This is a genomic window from Massilia sp. HP4 (genome assembly GCF_005222695.1).
In the GTDB taxonomy this organism is placed as follows: domain Bacteria; phylum Pseudomonadota; class Gammaproteobacteria; order Burkholderiales; family Burkholderiaceae_D; genus Telluria.
In genome coordinates, this window is sequence record NZ_STGG01000041.1 from 363,118 (window position 1) to 379,434 (window position 16,317).

General features: G+C 66.5%; 18 protein-coding genes. 4 read left to right on the forward strand and 14 right to left on the reverse strand.

All coding sequences use genetic code 11. The features are described 5' to 3' along the window. Positions 1–11: 11 nt before the first annotated feature. Positions 12–758 (forward strand): pseudouridine synthase, encoded by a 747-nt coding sequence (locus tag E8M83_RS15580; RefSeq protein WP_137174235.1) that lies wholly within the window; start codon positions 12–14, stop codon positions 756–758. A gap of 151 nt (positions 759–909) precedes the next feature. On the opposite strand, the gene E8M83_RS15585 is transcribed toward E8M83_RS15580, so the two are convergent. The 11 genes from E8M83_RS15585 to E8M83_RS15630 form a co-directional block, all read right to left on the reverse strand. Beyond that, on the reverse strand, positions 910–1,893 hold the full coding sequence (locus E8M83_RS15585; RefSeq protein ID WP_137174236.1) for an aldo/keto reductase: 984 nt from the start codon (positions 1,891–1,893) through the stop codon (positions 910–912). Between the two features lie 102 nt (positions 1,894–1,995). After that, positions 1,996–3,648, reverse strand: coding sequence for an ATP-binding protein (locus E8M83_RS15590; RefSeq protein WP_170976825.1), 1,653 nt, complete (start codon positions 3,646–3,648; stop codon positions 1,996–1,998). A gap of 134 nt (positions 3,649–3,782) precedes the next feature. Beyond that, positions 3,783–4,082 carry a hypothetical protein gene (locus E8M83_RS15595; RefSeq protein WP_137174238.1) on the reverse strand — a complete coding sequence of 100 codons (300 nt, stop codon included), beginning with the start codon at positions 4,080–4,082 and terminating at the stop codon, positions 3,783–3,785. A gap of 4 nt (positions 4,083–4,086) precedes the next feature. Further along, entirely contained in the window at positions 4,087–4,218 is a 132-nt protein-coding gene (locus tag E8M83_RS26500; RefSeq protein WP_267874226.1) for a hypothetical protein, read from the reverse strand. An 11-nt stretch (positions 4,219–4,229) separates the two neighbouring features. Beyond that, positions 4,230–4,577: a GFA family protein gene (locus E8M83_RS15600; protein WP_137174239.1), complete on the reverse strand. Its 348-nt coding sequence runs from the start codon at positions 4,575–4,577 to the stop codon at positions 4,230–4,232. 34 nt (positions 4,578–4,611) lie between these two features. Continuing rightward, entirely contained in the window at positions 4,612–5,181 is a 570-nt protein-coding gene (locus tag E8M83_RS15605) for a hypothetical protein (protein WP_170976826.1), read from the reverse strand. Between the two features lie 107 nt (positions 5,182–5,288). Further along, positions 5,289–5,705, reverse strand: coding sequence for a secondary thiamine-phosphate synthase enzyme YjbQ (locus E8M83_RS15610; protein ID WP_137174241.1), 417 nt, complete (start codon positions 5,703–5,705; stop codon positions 5,289–5,291). A 46-nt stretch (positions 5,706–5,751) separates the two neighbouring features. After that, a complete protein-coding gene (locus tag E8M83_RS15615; RefSeq protein WP_137174242.1) occupies positions 5,752–6,480 on the reverse strand; it encodes an amino acid ABC transporter ATP-binding protein in 729 nt (242 codons plus the stop codon). Positions 6,481–6,493: 13 nt separating this feature from the next. Beyond that, positions 6,494–7,186, reverse strand: coding sequence for an amino acid ABC transporter permease (locus tag E8M83_RS15620; RefSeq protein WP_137174243.1), 693 nt, complete (start codon positions 7,184–7,186; stop codon positions 6,494–6,496). A 10-nt stretch (positions 7,187–7,196) separates the two neighbouring features. Further along, complete coding sequence (locus E8M83_RS15625) at positions 7,197–7,892, reverse strand: amino acid ABC transporter permease (protein WP_137174244.1); 696 nt, start codon at positions 7,890–7,892, stop codon at positions 7,197–7,199. A 6-nt stretch (positions 7,893–7,898) separates the two neighbouring features. Beyond that, complete coding sequence (locus tag E8M83_RS15630; RefSeq protein ID WP_137174245.1) at positions 7,899–8,729, reverse strand: ABC transporter substrate-binding protein; 831 nt, start codon at positions 8,727–8,729, stop codon at positions 7,899–7,901. Between the two features lie 178 nt (positions 8,730–8,907). Between E8M83_RS15630 and xth the strand changes: the two genes are divergently transcribed. From xth to E8M83_RS15645, 3 genes are all read left to right on the forward strand, one after another. Further along, positions 8,908–9,693, forward strand: a complete 786-nt coding sequence (gene xth / locus E8M83_RS15635) for an exodeoxyribonuclease III (protein WP_137174246.1) — start codon at positions 8,908–8,910, stop codon at positions 9,691–9,693. A 58-nt stretch (positions 9,694–9,751) separates the two neighbouring features. Next, a complete protein-coding gene (locus E8M83_RS15640) occupies positions 9,752–10,327 on the forward strand; it encodes an MliC family protein (RefSeq protein WP_137174247.1) in 576 nt (191 codons plus the stop codon). A gap of 71 nt (positions 10,328–10,398) precedes the next feature. Further along, positions 10,399–11,025 (forward strand): LysE family translocator, encoded by a 627-nt coding sequence (locus E8M83_RS15645; protein ID WP_170976827.1) that lies wholly within the window; start codon positions 10,399–10,401, stop codon positions 11,023–11,025. A 4-nt stretch (positions 11,026–11,029) separates the two neighbouring features. On the opposite strand, the gene E8M83_RS15650 is transcribed toward E8M83_RS15645, so the two are convergent. From E8M83_RS15650 to E8M83_RS15660, 3 genes are all read right to left on the reverse strand, one after another. Further along, positions 11,030–13,438, reverse strand: a complete 2,409-nt coding sequence (locus E8M83_RS15650; protein ID WP_170976828.1) for a TIM-barrel domain-containing protein — start codon at positions 13,436–13,438, stop codon at positions 11,030–11,032. Positions 13,439–13,603: 165 nt separating this feature from the next. Beyond that, complete coding sequence (locus E8M83_RS15655) at positions 13,604–14,827, reverse strand: hypothetical protein (protein WP_229491549.1); 1,224 nt, start codon at positions 14,825–14,827, stop codon at positions 13,604–13,606. A gap of 184 nt (positions 14,828–15,011) precedes the next feature. Further along, positions 15,012–16,229 (reverse strand): hypothetical protein, encoded by a 1,218-nt coding sequence (locus tag E8M83_RS15660; protein WP_229491550.1) that lies wholly within the window; start codon positions 16,227–16,229, stop codon positions 15,012–15,014. Positions 16,230–16,317: the final 88 nt, after the last annotated feature.

Here is a 16,317-nt window from a genome sequence, read left to right on the forward strand (position 1 = left end):
AAGCTTGTCCGATGACCGAACCGCTCCGCCTCTCCAAACGTATGTCCGAACTGGGCCTGTGCTCGCGCCGCGAAGCCGATGAATGGATCGCGCGCGGCTGGGTGCGGGTGGACGGCAAGGTCGTCTCCGAACTGGGCAGCAAGGTGCTGCCGACCCAGCGCATCACGGTCGAGCGCCAGGCCGCGGCAGAGCAGTCCAAGCGCGTGACCATCCTGATCAACAAGCCAGTCGGCTATGTCAGCGGCCAGGCCGAGGATGGCTATACGCCGGCGATCGCCCTGATCAAGCCCGAGAACCGCTGGGCGGACGACCCGGCGCCGGAACAGTTCCATCCGACCCAGTTGCGCAGCCTGGTGCCGTGCGGCCGCCTGGACATCGATTCGGTGGGCCTGCTGGTGCTGTCGCAGGACGGCCGCATCGCCAAGCACCTGATCGGCGAGACGACCAGCGTCGACAAGGAATACCTGGTGCGGGTGCAGTACACCAAGCCGGGCAAGCTGCCCGACAGCGACCTGAAAAGGCTGAACCACGGCCTGTGGATGGACGGCAAGCCGCTGCTGCCGGCCAAGGTGCGCTGGCAGAACGAGGACCAGCTCAGCTTCACCCTGCGCGAAGGCAAGAAGCGCCAGATCCGGCGCATGTGCGATATGGTCGGATTGAAGGTCGTGGGCCTCAAGCGCGTGCGCATCGGCAAGGTCAAGCTGGGCAACCTGCCCGAGGGGCAGTGGCGCTATCTCTCCGCGGACGAGCAATTCTGACGTAGGGTTGGCGGCTTGGCCGCCGACGCGGTGATGGTTGGCGGAGAGATCATCCGGCGCGCGAGCGGAGCCGTGATAATTGGCAGCGAGACCATCCGGCGCGACATGGGAGCCGTTAGCAATCGACGCGTCGGCGGCATAGCCGCCAACCCTACGGTAGCGGGGCTTCCTGGGCCAATAACCCCTCGCCCTTCAACTCTTGCCAGAACGCCGGCGGAATCACGATATCCATCAAGGCTGCATTGCGCTGCAAATGCGGCACACTGCTGGCGCCGGGAATCGTGGCCGCCACTACCGGATGGGCCAGGCCGAACTGCAGCGCCGCCGCCGGCACATCGACGCCGTGGCGCGCCGCCACCTGGCGCAGGCGTTCGCGCCGGGCGATCTTGTCGGCGTCGGCCGGACCGTAATCGTAGTTCGGGCCGCCGGCCAGGAAGCCCGAATTGAACGGCCCGCCCAGCACCACCCTGGCGCCGCGCCCCTCGCACAGCGGGAACAGTTCGTCGAGCGGCGTGGTTTCCATCAGCGTGTAGCGGCCAGCCAGCAGGAAGATGTCGGGATCCGCATCGCGCAACGCGCGCAGGCAGGGGTCGACCGTATTCACGCCCAGCCCCCAGCCCTTGATCACACCTTCGTCGCGCAGCCTGGCCAGGCCCTCGAAGGCGCCGCCGCGGCCGGCCGCGATCGCATAATAGTGCTCGTACTCGGCCTGGCTGAAGCGATCCGGCGACAGGTCGTGCACGTAGACGATGTCGATGTGCGACAGCGCCATGCGCTGCAGGCTGTCCTCGATCGAGCGGCGCGCGCCGTCGGCCGTGTAGTCGGTGATACGCCGAAACGGCAGGCCGCCGACGAAGGGCTCGGCAATCTCGGGCGTCTCGCTCGGCACCAGGATGCGGCCGACCTTGGTCGACAAGGTGTATTCGTCGCGCGGACGGCGCCGCAGGGCTTGGCCGAAACGGTGCTCGGACAGGCCGGCGCCGTAGTGCGGCGCGGTGTCGAAATACCGGATGCCGGCATCCCAGGCGGCGTCGACCGTGGCCTGGCCCGCCTCGTCGCTGGTGTGGTGATACATATCGCCCAGGCCGGTGCCGCCCAGGCCCAGGCGCGTGATCGGTTGGTAGCGTTGCGTCATGATTCTGTCCTTTCTCGACGGCTCATGGACAGATTCTGCCTGCCGCCCGTCGACGCCGGCGCACGCCAGCGCTGCGGCGCAGCATGGCCGACGTGGCTTGCTTCAGGCCGCGCGCCGGCTCTCGATCTGCACCAGCGCAGCCCCCAGCACGTCGAGGTCGACCGGCTTGGCGAACAGGTCGTGAAAGCCCGCGGCCAGTGCCTGGGCACGGTCTTTGTCTTGCGCATAACCGGTGACCGCGATCAGGATTGCCTGCGCCGTGCCGGGCTTCTTGCGCAGCGCAGCGGCCAGTTCGTAGCCGTTCATCTCGGGCAAGCCGATATCGAGCAGGCAGACGTCCGGGCCGAAGTCCGGTAGCGCGGCCAGGGCCTCGCGCGCGGAATGCGCGACCAGCACCGTATGCCCCAGGGTCTCGAGCAGCAGCGACAGGGTGACCGCGGCATCCTCGTTGTCGTCGACCACGCCGATGCGCAGCGCCGGCATGCGTCCCTTGTCGGCGTTGCGGTCGCGTGCGCGGCGTTCGACCTGGGCCCGGGTCGACAGCGGCAGGCCGACCTTGAAGGTGCTGCCGCGGCCCGATCCTTCGCTGCTCGCCTCGACCGTGCCGCCATGCAGCTTGAGCAGGCTGCGCACCAGCGCCAGCCCGATCCCCAGGCCGCCCTGGCTGCGGTCCAGGCCACGCGCGCCCTGGGCGAACAGGTCGAAGGCGCTGGCGATCAGCTCGGGCGACATGCCGATGCCGTCGTCGCGGATCTCGACCGCAAGGGCGTCGCCCTGCGTGGAGAGGAACACCTCGATGCGTCCGCCCTCGAGCGTGTATTTGGCGGCGTTGCTGAGCAGGTTGGTCATGACCTGCACCAGGCGCTTGCGGTCGCCCACGACGATGGCGCGCGCCGGCGGCAAATCCAGCGTCAGGCGATGCCGGTGCTTCTCGATCAGCGGCCGCACCTGTTCGATGGCGTCGGCGATGACATCCTTGAAATCGAGCTCGCGCAGCTCGAGTTCGACCTTGCCGCGGGTGACGCGCGAGACGTCGAGCAGGTCGTCGATCAACGACGTCATGTGGCCGGCCTGGCGCGCCACGATCTCGCTGGCGCGCTGCACCATGCTGGGGTCGAGGTTGAAATTGGACAGCATGGTGGCGGCCGACACGATCGGCGCCAGCGGATTGCGCAGCTCGTGGGCCAGCATGGCGAGGAATTCGTCCTTGCGCTGGTCGGCCTGGCGCAGGGCCGCGATCAGCGCGTCTTGCTCTGCCATCGCCTTGCGCAACTCGATCTGGCTCATGATCTGGTGCGCCATCGTGGCCAGCACGAACTGCTCCTGCTCGCTCAAGCCCTGCGGCCGCGGTTTATCGTCCAGCACGCACAGGGTGCCGAGCGGGACGCCCTCGCGCGTCTTGAGCAGGGCCCCTGCATAGAAGCGCAGGCCGGCATCGCGGGTGACCAGCGGATTGCATTGAAAGCGTGGATCCTCGCGCGTATCGGGCACGATCATCTGCTGCTCCTCGAGTAGCGCAAAACGGCAGAGCGAGTCGTCCAGCGGCATTTCGCGCGTGCCCAGGCCGATCTCGGACTTGAACCACTGGCGCCCGCGAGCGATCAGGTTGACCGCGGCGATCGGCGCGGCCAGCAGCTGGCTGACCAGGCGCACGACGTCGTCGAACGAACGCTCGGGCGGCGTGTCGAGGATGCCGTAGGAGTCAAGGACGGCAAGGCGCGCTTCTTCGTCGAGGATGGCGATACTGGACGTCATGGGTGGCCGGGTCTTCCAAACGGGCCGGCGGAGGCGCCAGCGGGCCATTTATTATAGGAAGAAAGCATCGCATGCTGCCACACGGAACGTCCGGGAAATATTGCCGGGCGTCTTGGATTGCGACCCGCCCGCCGTCAGGCGCCGAAACGCCTCGCCCCGGCGGCGATCCAGACCACGACGGCCAGCACCGATAGCGGCGTCAGGAAAACCAGCGGCACCATCAGGTGCGGCCGGTCGGCGGCGGCCCAGGCGCAGCCCAGGTTGACCAGTGCCGGCAGGGCCAGGCGCAAAGCCGCGTAGCGGTTCAGCCGCGCAACGTCGCCCGGCGCCGTCGGATAGTGCACGAAATTGAGCAGCTTGCGCCCGGGGGCGGCGTACAGCACCAGGGCCAGCAGCAGGAAGATCGCCGCAAACAGCAGGAATGGATTGTTCATCGGTTCATTTCTCGATGCTGGCCGGGGCCCGCCCGCGCGCCAGCAGATCCAGCAAAGCCGTCTTGTTGCCCTCGCGCGGCCAGCCCGTCACCGGATGGCCGAGGCAGGAGCAGCAGCAGCGCCATGCCATGGTCATCCAGACCTGCCTTAATGGTCGGCGCCGTTATGGTGATGGACCGGCACCTGGTCGAGATCGACGCCATCGACGCAGCGCAGGTTGATCGCCGCCATCGCATTGCCCTTGGGGTCGACGCCCTCCCCGTACGGATGGATGCCGCAGCGCGGGCAGAAGCGGTGCTTGATCACGTGCTTGTTGAAGGTGTAGGTGGCGGCCGCGTCGTCCGGCGTTCGCAGCAGCAACTGGTCGCGCGCGACGAACCACAGCAGCGAACCCTTGCGCCGGCACATCGAGCAGTTGCAGGCCAGCGCGCCATCGATCTCGCCTTCGACTTCGAAGGCGACCGCGCCACAGTGACAGCTTCCCTGGTACAGCATGACGATCCTCCGGTAGACGATAGGTGTGGGACGTTCAGGCCAGGCCAGGACGCAGCCTGCGCCACAATGCGCGCGCCGCCGTGTGCACCAGCCAGGACGCCAGCGCGATGATCGCGCCGAACATGGCCGGCAGGATCGGGCCCGCCACGAAATTCATGGCCAGCACGAAGCCCAGCAGGTATTCGGCATGCCACAAGCGCACCACGAGCGCCAGCGCCAGCAGGCCGAAGAAGACGTAGTCGACCAGCGGGCTGCCGGCCGCGAACAGCGCCGCCAGCATGGCGCCGTAGGCGAGCGCGCACAGGAAACCGGTCAGCGGCGCGGGCCGGACCGGGTGGCCGGCGAGTGCGGCCCGCTCACTGCGGCGCTGCGCGCGTCCAACCGTCCACCAGGTCAGGAGAGGAAGCAGGAGCAGCCCCCACCCGTTGGAGACGGCAGGCAGGTCGGGATTGGCCAGCAGGTGGTGGGCGCGCACGCCGCCATGGAAGTGTTCCCAGGCGAGCATGCCGAGTTGCGCGCCCAGCACAAAGAGGGTGAGCGCCAGGCGGCGGCTGGAAAGGGCGTCGTTCATGTCGTTCCCGGAATCGGCGTGGATGACGCGCATGACAGCGGCGCGGCGTGATGAATGCAACAACACCCTACACTACCAGAAGCCGCGCGATCGATCTACGCCCGCTGCGCATTCCATGCGCACCTCATAACATGCATATCTCAGCCGCCCAGCACGGTCACCACCACCCGCCGCCGGTGCGGCGCCGTGCGGTGCTCCCACAGGTAGACGCCCTGCCAGGTCCCGAGCAGCATCCGCCCTCCCCCGACCGGGATCGTGAGCGCGGTATCGGTCAGCATGCTGCGCGCGTGGGCCGACATATCGTCCGGCCCTTCGGCGTCGTGGCGGTAGGCCGGATCGCCGTCCGGCGCCAGGCGGGCGATGATGGTTTCCAGGTCGCGCCGCACGTCGCCGTCGGCATTCTCGGTCAGCAGCAGCGAGCAGCTGGTGTGCTGCACGAAGACCTGGACCAGGCCGCATTGCAGGCCGGATGCCTCCACCACGGCGGCGACGTCGCGCGTGATCTCGCGCGTGCCGCGGCCGGCCATGGAAAATTCGAGGATGGATTGGTGCGCCATGCCGCTATCCTGTCGATGAAGCCCGAAGACCCCATCTTAACAGGCGCTAGTCGCGGCGGCGGTCGGCCAGGAACTGCTGCGCGCGCGGGTGCTTGGGGGCGGCAAAGAATTCCTGCGGCGTCGCCTTTTCAAGAATCTTCCCTTCGGCCATGAACCAGATCCGGTCGGCGACGTCGCGCGCGAAACCCATCTCGTGGGTCACGCAGACCATGGTCATGCCCTCGCCCGCCAGCCCCCGCATCACCTGCAGCACCTCGCCCACCATCTCCGGGTCGAGCGCGCTGGTCGGCTCGTCGAACAGCATGATCGGCGGACGCATGGCCAGCGCGCGGGCGATCGCCACCCGCTGCTGCTGGCCGCCCGACAGTGCATTCGGATAGGCGTCGACCTTGTGCGCCAGGCCGACGCGTTCGAGCAGCGCCATGGCGTGCTCGCGCGCCTCGGCCTTGGTCGCCCGCCCCAGCCTGACCGGCGCCAGCGTGCAGTTCTCCAGCACCGTCAGGTGCGGGAACAGGTTGAAGCTCTGGAACACGAAGCCGATGCCGGCGCGCAGCGCGTTCACATCGGCCCCCTTGGCGTGGATGTCGCGGCCGCCGATCTCGATGCGGCCGCCATCGATCTCTTCGAGCCGGTTCAGGGTGCGGATCAGGGTCGACTTGCCGGAGCCCGACGGGCCGCACACCACCAGCACCTCGTTCTTTTCGACGCGCTCGGTGATGTCCACCAGCGCGTGGTAGTCGCCGTAGTATTTGTTGACTTTATCGAGGACGATCATCGTCGATGGGCTTTCATGAGGCCTGCACAGTGCGCCGTTGCAGGCGCCGCTCGAGCAGGAAGGCCAGGCGGGACAGGCCGAAACACAGGATGAAATAGGTCAGCGCCAGGATCAGGTAGACCTCCACCGCCTGGGTGAACACCAGGGTGTTGATCTGGGTGGCGATGAACGACACTTCCGACAAGCCGATGATATAGCCGAGCGAGGTCGCCTTGATGGTCGAGACCAGCTGGTTGACGATCGACGGCAGGCCGTGGCGCAAGGTCTGCGGCAGCACCACGTGGCGCAGCGCGGCGCCATAGCCCAGGCCGAGCGAGCGCGCGCTTTCGAGCTGCCCTCTCGGCAGCGCGCGGATGCCGGCGGCCACGATCTCGGCCAGGTAGATGCTGTCGAACACCACCAGCACCATCAGCATCGTGGTCGCCTGCGAGGTCTTGACGCCGGTGACGGCCGGCAAAAAGAAGTAGACCCAGAACAGCACCAGCAACAGCGGCACGGCCCGCACCACCTGCACCAGGCCGGCCACCGGCAGGCTGATCGCGCGGTAGGGGCTGACGCGGGCAATACCCAGCAACAGCCCGAGCGGCATCGCCAGCACCAGCGCGGAGCCCGAGAGCAGGATGGTCAGCACCAGGCCGCCCAGCGGGCCCTCTGGATATTGGCCGACCAGGAAGTACAGCCAGTAGGTATCGATCAGTTCCAGCATCGCTCGCCCCTCATGCGGTACGCACCGGATAGCGGCGCTGGTAGAGATGGGCGGCGGCCGAGATCGCGAGCGACACCGTCAGGTAGGCCAGCGTGGCGAAGGTGAACGCCTCCAGGCTGCGAAAACTCGCCGTCTCCACGCGCGCGGCCTGGTACATCAGTTCGGCCGCGCCGATCACGGTGGCCACGCTGGTGTCCTTCCACAGGTTGACGGTCTGCGACAACAGCGGCGGCACCGAGGCGCGCAGCGCCTGCGGCAGCAGCACCAGGCGCACCGCGGCGACTCGCCCCAGGCCGAGCGAACGGGCGGCCTCGAGCTGGGTGCCCGGCACCGCGCGGATGCCGCTGCGGATATCCTCGGCCATGTGCACGCCCGCGTACAGGGTCAGGGCGATGACGGCGCACACCACTTCGGGGTTGTTCGCGTACAGGACTTCGCGCAGGCTTTCAGGCAGCAGTTCGGGAAAGGCGAAGTACCAGAACAGCAGGTGCGCCAGCAGCGGCACGTTGCGGATCGCTTCGACGATAGTGGCGCCGAGCGCGCGCAGCGGCGCGAAGGTCGAGGTGCGCATCACCGCCACCAGCGCGCCGAACGGCAGCGCGAAGGCGAAGCTGACGACGGTCAGCTGGATCGACAGCACGAGGCCCTGCACCAGCCAGTCGTGATACTCGCCGGACTGCAGGATGGTGGGATCGAAGAACTGCAAGATGGATCAGATCTGGTCGGTGTGGATCTTGAAGCTGCGCTTGGCCAGGTTGGTGCGGGTGCCGGGGCCATACCATTTGTTGAACAGCTGCTCGGCGGCGCCGCTGCTTTCGAGCTCGCGCAGGGTCTGGTCGACCACCGCCTTCAGGCCCTTTTCTCCCTTGCGCAGGCCGAGCGCGAGCGGTTCGACGCCGATCGACGGCGCCAGGATCGTGAAACCCTTGGCGGCCGGACCGAGCTTGCCGTAGTCGGACAGCAGCGACGATTCGTCGTTGACATAGGCGACGCCCTTGCCCTGGCGCAGCGCCTGGAAGGCTTGCTGGGTGTTCTCGAAGGTCACCACCTCGACGTTCGGGACCGCCTTGCGGATATTGGTTTCCTGGGTGCCGCCGCGCACGGTCAGCACCTTCTTGCCGGCCAGCTGGGGCAAGCCGGTGATGCCGCTCGCCGCGCGCACCATGACCTTGGAGCCGGTCACGAAATGGGTCAGCGCAAAGTCGACCTGCGACTCGCGCTCCTTGTTGTGGGTGAGCGAGGCGGCCAGGATGTCGACATGGCCCTGCTGCAGCTCGGGGATGCGGGCGGCGACCGAGATCTGCTTGAATACCGGCTTGACGCCCAGCTTTTTCGCGACCGCGTTGGCGATGTCGATCTCGTAGCCCACCAGCTGGCGCGACTTGGGCTCGATGAAGCTGTTCGGTTCATCGGTGCCGAGCACGCCGAACACGATCTGCCCTTTCTGCTTGATGTCGGCCAGCTGGTCGGCATGCGCCAGGCCGGCGGAAAGAAACGCGCTCAGGGCGAAGGTGCTCAGGATGAGGTGACGGCGGTTGATCATGCAAACTCCAGCTACGATGTCGATCCAGCCAGTATAGAACAAACGCTTATATCGAAAAACGACTAATTTGCCATAAGAAAATGTCGAAAAACTCATATAGATGCGCCGCCGGTACGCTTGCCGTGCGACGGTCGCCAGGATTTGTTGTCATAATGACCTCAACCCGATCGGAGAAGCCATGCTCGTCGTAACCTACAATGTCAACAGCATCAACAGCCGGCTGGACGCCCTCGTCCAGTACCTCGGCGAGCGCGAGCCCGACGTGGTCTGCCTGCAGGAGCTGAAGGCGCCGCAGGAAAAGTTCCCGCTGCAGGCGATCCAGGACGCCGGCTACCACGCCCTGTGGCACGGCCAGAAAAGCTGGAACGGCGTCGCGATCCTCACGCGCGAGCCGGCGCAGGAAGTGCAACGCGGCCTGCCGGGCGACGACACCGATGAGCAAAGCCGCTATATCGAAGCGGTCTACAAGGGCATCCTGGTCGCGGGCCTGTACCTGCCGAACGGCAATCCGGCGCCCGGCCCCAAGTTCGACTACAAGCTGGCCTGGATGGAACGCCTGCGCCTGCGCGGCCTCGAGCTGCTGGCGCAAGGCATACCGGCCGTGCTGGCGGGCGACTTCAACGTCATCCCCACCGAGCGCGACGTCTACAAGCCGGAGCGCTGGGTCGACGACGCCCTGTTCCGCCCCGAGACCCGCGCCGCCTTCGAGCGCCTGATCGACCAGGGCTGGCTCGATTCGCTGCGCGCCATCCACCCGGACGAGACGATCTATACCTTCTGGGATTACTTCCGCAACGCCTTCGGGCGCGACGCCGGCATCCGCATCGACCACCTGCTGCTCAGCCCCAAGCTGCAGCCGGCGCTCAAGGATGCCGGGGTCGACAAATTCGTGCGCGGCCGAGAAAAGCCGAGCGACCATGCGCCGACCTGGGTCGAACTCGACCTGGCCAAGCTCGCGCCATGAGAACCATTCCCCGCGGCTGCGCATGACGCGCGCCGCACCCCCACCATAGGAGCACAATATGAAACGACTACTCATCGCCGCCGCCGTCCTGGCCCTGCCCCTGGGCGCCCAGGCTGTTTCCATGCCGGGCTTTTGCGCGCGCGGCATCGGCAGCGCCGAAGCCAAGATCTGCCAGCATCCCGGCTCGGCCGAATCCGAAGGCCTGGTCTACGCCTTCTACCGGGCCGCGCTCGAGAAACTCGACGCCGGCGCCGGCAAGGACCTGCAGGAACAGCACACCAAGTGGTGGGACGGCGTGAAGCAGTGCTCCGAAGCCAAGGACATGAACGGCTGCCTGAATAACGCCTACGGCAGCCGCATGCTGCAACTGCAGTCGGCCTACAAGATCGTCAAGACCACCGGCCCGGTCGCCTTCACCTGCAGCGACCGCAGCAAGATCAGCGCCACCTTCCTCGATACCACCCCGGCCTCGATGGTTGCGGTGCGCGACAAGGAACACACGCTGCTGCGCGGCGAGAAGACCGCCAGCGGCATCGCCTATGGCAACCGCGGCGACGAGTTCAAGGAACACCAGGGCAAGGTCACCATCAAATGGGGCGCCAATGCCAAGGAACTGAGCTGCAAGAAGTCGTAAGCCAAGCCTGACCCTGCCGCAACGGGCGAACATGCGTTAAGCTGTTCGCCCGTGTCGTTCTCGTTCCCATCATGCTCTCGCCCGAACAACTCTTCGGCTTTCTCGCCGCCGCCATCCTCATCACCCTCTCGCCGGGCCCCGACAACCTGATGGTGCTCAGCACCGGCATCGCCAAGGGCCGCCTGCGCGGCATCGCCTTCGGTCTCGGATGCGCGATGGGCTGCCTGAGCCACACCCTGCTGGCGGTGATCGGCGTCAGCGCGCTGATCGCGGCCTCGCCAACCGCCTTCACCGCGCTCAAGGTCGCGGGCGGCCTGTACCTGATCTGGATGGGATGGGGCGCGATCAGGAGCCGTGGCGGCGCGCGCGTGAGCGCGGCCGGCGCATCGGACGAAGCCGCGGGACGGCTGTTCGTCAAGGGACTGGTGGCCGCGGCCATCAATCCCAAGGTGGTGCTGTTCTTCTTGTCCTTCCTGCCGCAGTTCGTGGTCGCCACGCGAGGCGACGCCAACCTGCAGATCGGCCTGCTGGGCATCGTATTCACCCTGCAGGCGGCCGTGATCTTCGGCGCGCTCGGCTATTTTTCGGGAACGATCGGCCAGTGGCTGAACCGCACCCCCACGGCCGGCATGTGGCTGGACCGGATCGCGGGGGCGGTGTTCATCGGACTCGGATTGCGCCTGATCGTGGCGCGCTGACGTATTACAGCGAGATCGCCACCTGCGCCGCCTGGCCCTTGCGGGCCGGGACCTGCACTTCGAGCAGGTGCTGCTGGGCGTTGTAGGTGAAGGCTGCCTTGCGCCCGTCGACGATCACGGCGCGCGGCTTGGCCGTCACATTGTGGACCTTGAGTGCGAACGCCCGTTCCTTGGCCTGCATCGCCTTGCCGGTCTCGGTCTTGAAAGCGATCTCCAGCTGCTTGCCGGCGAATTTACTGTCGAAGCGCACGATCTCGTATTTGCCCTGTTCATAGGCGCCCGCGGTCTCGCCGTCGTCGTCGTACAGCTTGCCGTTGGATGCGGCCACCGAGGCGTCGTGGTAATAGTGCAGGTCGATCTCGCGGCCCGTGTAGTCGCGCGTGGTCTGCACCACCTTCGCCATCGGCACGAAGGCGCCGGCGCGCACATACACCGGGATATTGGCTTCGACCGGCTTCACGGTCTCGAGGATGCCGCCCTTGTGCGCCTGGCCGGTATGGAAGTCGAACCACACGCTGCCCGTGTTCGGGAAATAGACTTCGGCGCGGGTGGCGCCCGGCTGCACGATCGGCGTCACCAAAAAGTCCGGGCCCCACAGATAGGTGGTGGCGCGCTCGGCCGGTTGGGCCGGGTCTGGCTCGACGAACATCAGGGGCCGCATCAGCGGCATGCCGGTCTGCTCGTTGTCGAAGGCGATCGTGTAGTTATACGGAAGCATCGCGTAGCGCAGCCACACCGCTTCGCGCGCCAGCACTTTCGTGCGCTCGGAGCGGAACACCGGCTCGGACGCCACCGCCTCTTGCGCATGCGGGCGGAAGATCGGCTGGAACACGCCATACTGCAGCCAGCGCACATACAGCTCGTCGTCCAGCACCGCGCCGGCGAAGCCACCGAGGTCGGAGTGCATATAGGCCAGGCCCTGCATGCCCATCTGCAGCGAGATCTCCATCTGCGACTGCAGGCCGCCCCAGCTGCGGGCGACGTCGCCCGACCAGGGGATCATGCCGAAGCGCTGCGAGCCCGAGTAGCCGGCGCGCATCAGGATGAAAGGACGCTCCGCCGGGAATTCCTTCTTGTAGCCTTCGAAGATCAGGCGCGCCCAGTCGTGGCCGTAGATATTGTGGACCTGGTCGGCCGAGCCGGTGGCATGCTGCAGGCTCGAAGGGTGCACCTCGGGCTCGCCCAGGTCGCCCCACCAGCCAGTGACGCCGCCCTTCTTGAGGTCGCGGTAGATGCTCCACCACCAGTCGCGCCCTTCCGGCTTGTAGATGTCGATCAGGCCCGTGTTCCCGAAATAGAAGTCGTAGGTGTAGGGCTTGCCCGTCTTGTCCGTGGCCAGCACTTTCTTTTCCACCGCCTCGTTCCAGCGGTTGGAGGTGGTCAGCACGAAGGGCTCGGTGACCACCATGGTCTTGACGCCCCTGGCCTTGAAGTCGGCCATCATCTTTTCGGCGTTGGGGAAGGTGTCGCGGTCCCAGGCCAGGTTGCCCATCGTGCCCTGCACCGTCTTGCCGAACCAGTACAGGTCGAGGATGACGGCGTCGAGCGGGATCTTCTCTTGCGCGAACTTGTCGACCACGGCGCGCGTCTCGGCCTCGGACTTGTAGCCGAAGCGGCTGGCGAAGTTGCCGAAGGCCCAGCGCGGCGGCAGCGGCTGGCGGCCGGTCAGGCCGGTGTAGCCGGCCATCAGGTGGTCCCAGCTGTCGCCGGCCACGACCTGGTAGGTCTTGCGCCCGCCGATCACCTCGTAGCGCAAGGTGCCGTCCTTGCGGCTGTCGAAATCGAGCCAGCCGATCTGCGGATTGTCGAAGTGGATCGCATACTTCCTGGACGACAGCGCCACCGGAATCGTGAAGTTGAGCAGCTCGGAGCGCTCGGCGTAGCCGTAGTGTGCCTTGTTATAGAGCTGGAAGCGGTGGCCGCGGCGGTTCATGCCGACCGCGCGCGCGCCGGCGCCGTATAGGGCCTCGCCGTCGTCGAGCGCGAATTCGATCGTGTCATGCCCGTCGGCGCGGCCGAAGCCGCGCTTCTCGGCCACCAGCGGCTTGCCCTTGTAGGCATAGCTGATGCGGAAAGGCCGCTTGTCGACGATGACGCTGATGCCGTTGTCGACCGCATAGGTGATTCGGCCGCCCTCGTCCTTGAGCGTTGCCGCCACCTGCACCGGCGCCAGGATCACCGCATGCGAGGCCGGATCGAAGCGCTCGCCCTTGGGAATGAAGGTGGTCTCGACGATCGTGCTCGAATACGGCTTGATCAGGTAGCGGCCGTCGTTGGTCGCGATCTCGAGGGTATCCTGGTTGCGCGTCACGCCGGCCAGCTGGCGCTCGGCATTCTGGGCGGATGCCAGCGGGCTGGCGAGCGGGATGGCGGAAAGGCAGAGCGCCAGGCGGGCAATCGGTGCTTTGGTCATGTCTTCATTATCGTTGTGGTGGACGGCAGGCGAGAGCATGACAGAATTCCACGCGATCAGACAGTCTTGACGCAAACTAAGAGCGTATCCCGGCAGGTGGGATACGCTCTAAACGCCCCGCCCTGCTGAAGGCAGGCGCGGGGCGCGTGAAGCCAATCTGAAGAATCAGTTGGTGCCGAGCGTGAGCTGCATCAGTCGGCCCTGGCTGTCGGCGCGCTCGTTGGTCACCACGATGATGCGGCCATCCGGATCCTGGGACAGCGCCGAGACCGACGGCGTGCTGTACTCGTCTTCCTGCTTGCTGTCGTAGCCCGGCACCAGCTTCGAGATATCGGTCCACGAGCTGCCCCCGTCCCGGGTCCAGGCCAGGTAAGGACGTCCGTGCATCTTGTCGAAGCCGCCGACCACGACGCTGCCCGGCTTGCCCTTGAGCGGCAGGAAGGCGCCGATATAGGGGTAGCCCTTGCCGCCCGAGAGCGGTTCGTGGATCACGAACTTGAAGCTGTTGCCATTGTCGGTACTGCGCAGCAGGCCGCCCTCGACGCCGACGAACACCATCTCGGTGCCCGGCACCGATTCGATGAACTGCACATTGCGGTTCTCCATCTCGGGCAGCGCGATCGGCAGCTTGTCTTCGCTGGCCAGGGCGCCGCCGTCCTTGGTCAAGCGGTAGGCTTCGACGAAGGCGAAGTCGAGCGGGCACTCGCCGCCGACCAGCACGCGGTCGCCGATCACGTGGAACTTGGTCGGATAGCACATCTGCGAATCCTTCGAGCCGCGGATCACCTGCCAGGTATTGCCCTTGTCGTTCGAGGTCAACAGGTTGTTGCCGGCGCCGGCATTGCTGTACAGGCGGTTGCCGGCCTGCTTGAGGTCCTGCATCGACAGCGTCTCGCAGAAGTACGGGTTGCAGGTCTTCAGGTCCTGGTCGCGTGGGATGAAGCTGGCGGTGTTGGCCACCAGCGTGCAGGTCGAGTGGCCGTTGCTGGCCTCGGGCGTATCGGCCCAGGGCTGCATCAGCCACATATCGCCGCCCACCATCTTCAGTTTCGGCGAGCGCTGGATGAAGTCGCCGATGGGGCCCATCGCGCAGGCGCCCAGGCCCACCGGGCTCCAGGTCGAACTGGCCGACAGCGGAAGCCGCGCGGTCAGGACGGCCGAACCTTCGGTTGCGCTATTGGCCAGCGACAGGTAGGCGCTGCCGTCGTTGAACACCACGCTGTCCATGACGCGGGTCGTGGAGGACAGCGGCTCGAGCTTGGTGGCCACCGGTGGCGTCACCGCTGCCGGCGGCGGCGGCGCCGAGCGGTCATCGCCCGAGCCGCCGCAAGCGGCCAGCAGCAGCGCGCAGGCGGCGCCCATGGCGGTGAATGTGATGTGTCGTTGCATGCGTTTCCCCAGATATGATGAATGGCCGGCGACCGAGCCCGGTCCGAAGTGTGGAATTCTAGGCAAGCCGTCCCTGTCGTTTGGGGGATTATTGTCGGCAGAATGTCTTGAATATGTAGCGCCCCGTAGCTGCCGCATGGCGGCTACGGGGCGCGAACTGCGGCTTGCCGGCGCGGGCCGGCGATCAGTTGCCGAGGGTGAGCAGCATCAGCTTGCCCTGGGCGTCGCCCAGTTCGTTCATCGTCACCAGGATGCGGCCCTGCGGATCCTCGAAGATGCCGGTGATCGTGGTGACGGCGCCGCCCACCGGCGCCTTGCCATAGTTGGGCGCCGCCCTGGAGATGTCGATCCAGGTCGCGCCGCCATCCTTCGACCAGGCCAGGTAGGGGAACTGGGTCGCCTTGTCGAAGCCGCCGATGACCATGGTGTCGGGCTTGCCCTTGAGCGGCAGGAAGGACTGGATGTACGGGTAGGTCTTGCCACCCGAGAGCGGTTCCTGGATCACGAACTTGAAGGTGACGCCATTGTCCTCGCTGCACAGCAGGCCGCCTTCGACGCCGATGAACACGCGCTTGGTGTCGGGCACCGATTCGATAAACTGGACGTTGCGGTTTTCCAGCGCCGGCAGGTTCAGGGCCAGCTTGGCGTCGCTGGCCAGCGCGCTGCCGTCGGCGTTGAGCTGGTAGGCTTCGACGAAGGCCATGTCGAGCGGGCACTCGCCGCCCACCAGTACGCGGTCGCCGAGCAGGTGGAACTTGGTCGGCGTGCAGACCATCGAGGCCTTCTGGCCGCGGATCACCGACCAGGTATTGCCGCCGTTGGCCGAGGTGAACAGGTTCAGCCCCGCGCCCGGATTGCTGTACAGGCGCTGGCCATGCTGCTTGATATCCTGCATCGACAGGGTTTCGCAGAAACCGCCGGTGCACACCCGCAGGTCCTGGTCGCGCGGCATGAAGCTGCCGCTGCTCGCCACCAGGGTGCAGGCCGAGCTTTCATTCTTCGATTCCGGCAGGTCGGCCCACGGCTGCATCAGCCACATGTCCTGGCCCACCATCTTGAGCTTCGGCGCGCGCACGATGAAGTCGCCCTGCTTGCCCATGGCGCAGGCGCCCAGGCTGACTGGCGTCCAGCTCGAGGCGCGGGTGACCGGCAGCGCCGTCCTGAGCACGGCCGAACCCTCGGTCTTGCTGTTGGACAGGGACAGGTAGGCACTGCCGCCGAAGTAGGCGACGCTCTCCATGCCGCGCGCGGTGCTGGTCAGGAGTTCGAGCGTGCTGGCCACCGGCGGCGGCGTGCCCTGGCCCGGCGGCGGCGCCGGATCGTCCTTGTCCGAGCCGCCGCAGCCGGCCAGCAGCAGCGCGCAGCCCATGGCGATGGCGGTGGATTTGATGTGATGATGCATGCGAAGTCCCCTGTCTTGAGATATGAGCCGGCGCGTGCCGGCGTATGGTCTTTACGAGCAGGGAAATTCTAGGCAAGCCGACAACGGC

What these genes read in the sequence shown, in the direction of transcription:
- E8M83_RS15585 (WP_137174236.1), bottom strand. Translation starts at nt 1,893, where the DNA reads ATGACGCAACGCTACCAACCGATCACGCGCCTGGGCCTGGGCGGCACC.
- E8M83_RS15580 (WP_137174235.1), top strand. Translation starts at nt 12, where the DNA reads ATGACCGAACCGCTCCGCCTCTCCAAACGTATGTCCGAACTGGGCCTG.
- E8M83_RS15630 (WP_137174245.1), bottom strand. Translation starts at nt 8,729, where the DNA reads ATGATCAACCGCCGTCACCTCATCCTGAGCACCTTCGCCCTGAGCGCG.
- E8M83_RS15605 (WP_170976826.1), bottom strand. Translation starts at nt 5,181, where the DNA reads ATGCGCGTCATCCACGCCGATTCCGGGAACGACATGAACGACGCCCTT.
- xth (WP_137174246.1), top strand. Translation starts at nt 8,908, where the DNA reads ATGCTCGTCGTAACCTACAATGTCAACAGCATCAACAGCCGGCTGGAC.
- E8M83_RS15655 (WP_229491549.1), bottom strand. Translation starts at nt 14,827, where the DNA reads ATGCAACGACACATCACATTCACCGCCATGGGCGCCGCCTGCGCGCTG.
- E8M83_RS15615 (WP_137174242.1), bottom strand. Translation starts at nt 6,480, where the DNA reads ATGATCGTCCTCGATAAAGTCAACAAATACTACGGCGACTACCACGCG.
- E8M83_RS15650 (WP_170976828.1), bottom strand. Translation starts at nt 13,438, where the DNA reads ATGACCAAAGCACCGATTGCCCGCCTGGCGCTCTGCCTTTCCGCCATC.
- E8M83_RS15595 (WP_137174238.1), bottom strand. Translation starts at nt 4,082, where the DNA reads ATGAACAATCCATTCCTGCTGTTTGCGGCGATCTTCCTGCTGCTGGCC.
- E8M83_RS15645 (WP_170976827.1), top strand. Translation starts at nt 10,399, where the DNA reads ATGCTCTCGCCCGAACAACTCTTCGGCTTTCTCGCCGCCGCCATCCTC.
- E8M83_RS15590 (WP_170976825.1), bottom strand. Translation starts at nt 3,648, where the DNA reads ATGACGTCCAGTATCGCCATCCTCGACGAAGAAGCGCGCCTTGCCGTC.
- E8M83_RS26500 (WP_267874226.1), bottom strand. Translation starts at nt 4,218, where the DNA reads ATGACCATGGCATGGCGCTGCTGCTGCTCCTGCCTCGGCCATCCGGTG.
- E8M83_RS15640 (WP_137174247.1), top strand. Translation starts at nt 9,752, where the DNA reads ATGAAACGACTACTCATCGCCGCCGCCGTCCTGGCCCTGCCCCTGGGC.
- E8M83_RS15600 (WP_137174239.1), bottom strand. Translation starts at nt 4,577, where the DNA reads ATGCTGTACCAGGGAAGCTGTCACTGTGGCGCGGTCGCCTTCGAAGTC.
- E8M83_RS15610 (WP_137174241.1), bottom strand. Translation starts at nt 5,705, where the DNA reads ATGGCGCACCAATCCATCCTCGAATTTTCCATGGCCGGCCGCGGCACG.
- E8M83_RS15660 (WP_229491550.1), bottom strand. Translation starts at nt 16,229, where the DNA reads ATGCATCATCACATCAAATCCACCGCCATCGCCATGGGCTGCGCGCTG.
- E8M83_RS15620 (WP_137174243.1), bottom strand. Translation starts at nt 7,186, where the DNA reads ATGCTGGAACTGATCGATACCTACTGGCTGTACTTCCTGGTCGGCCAA.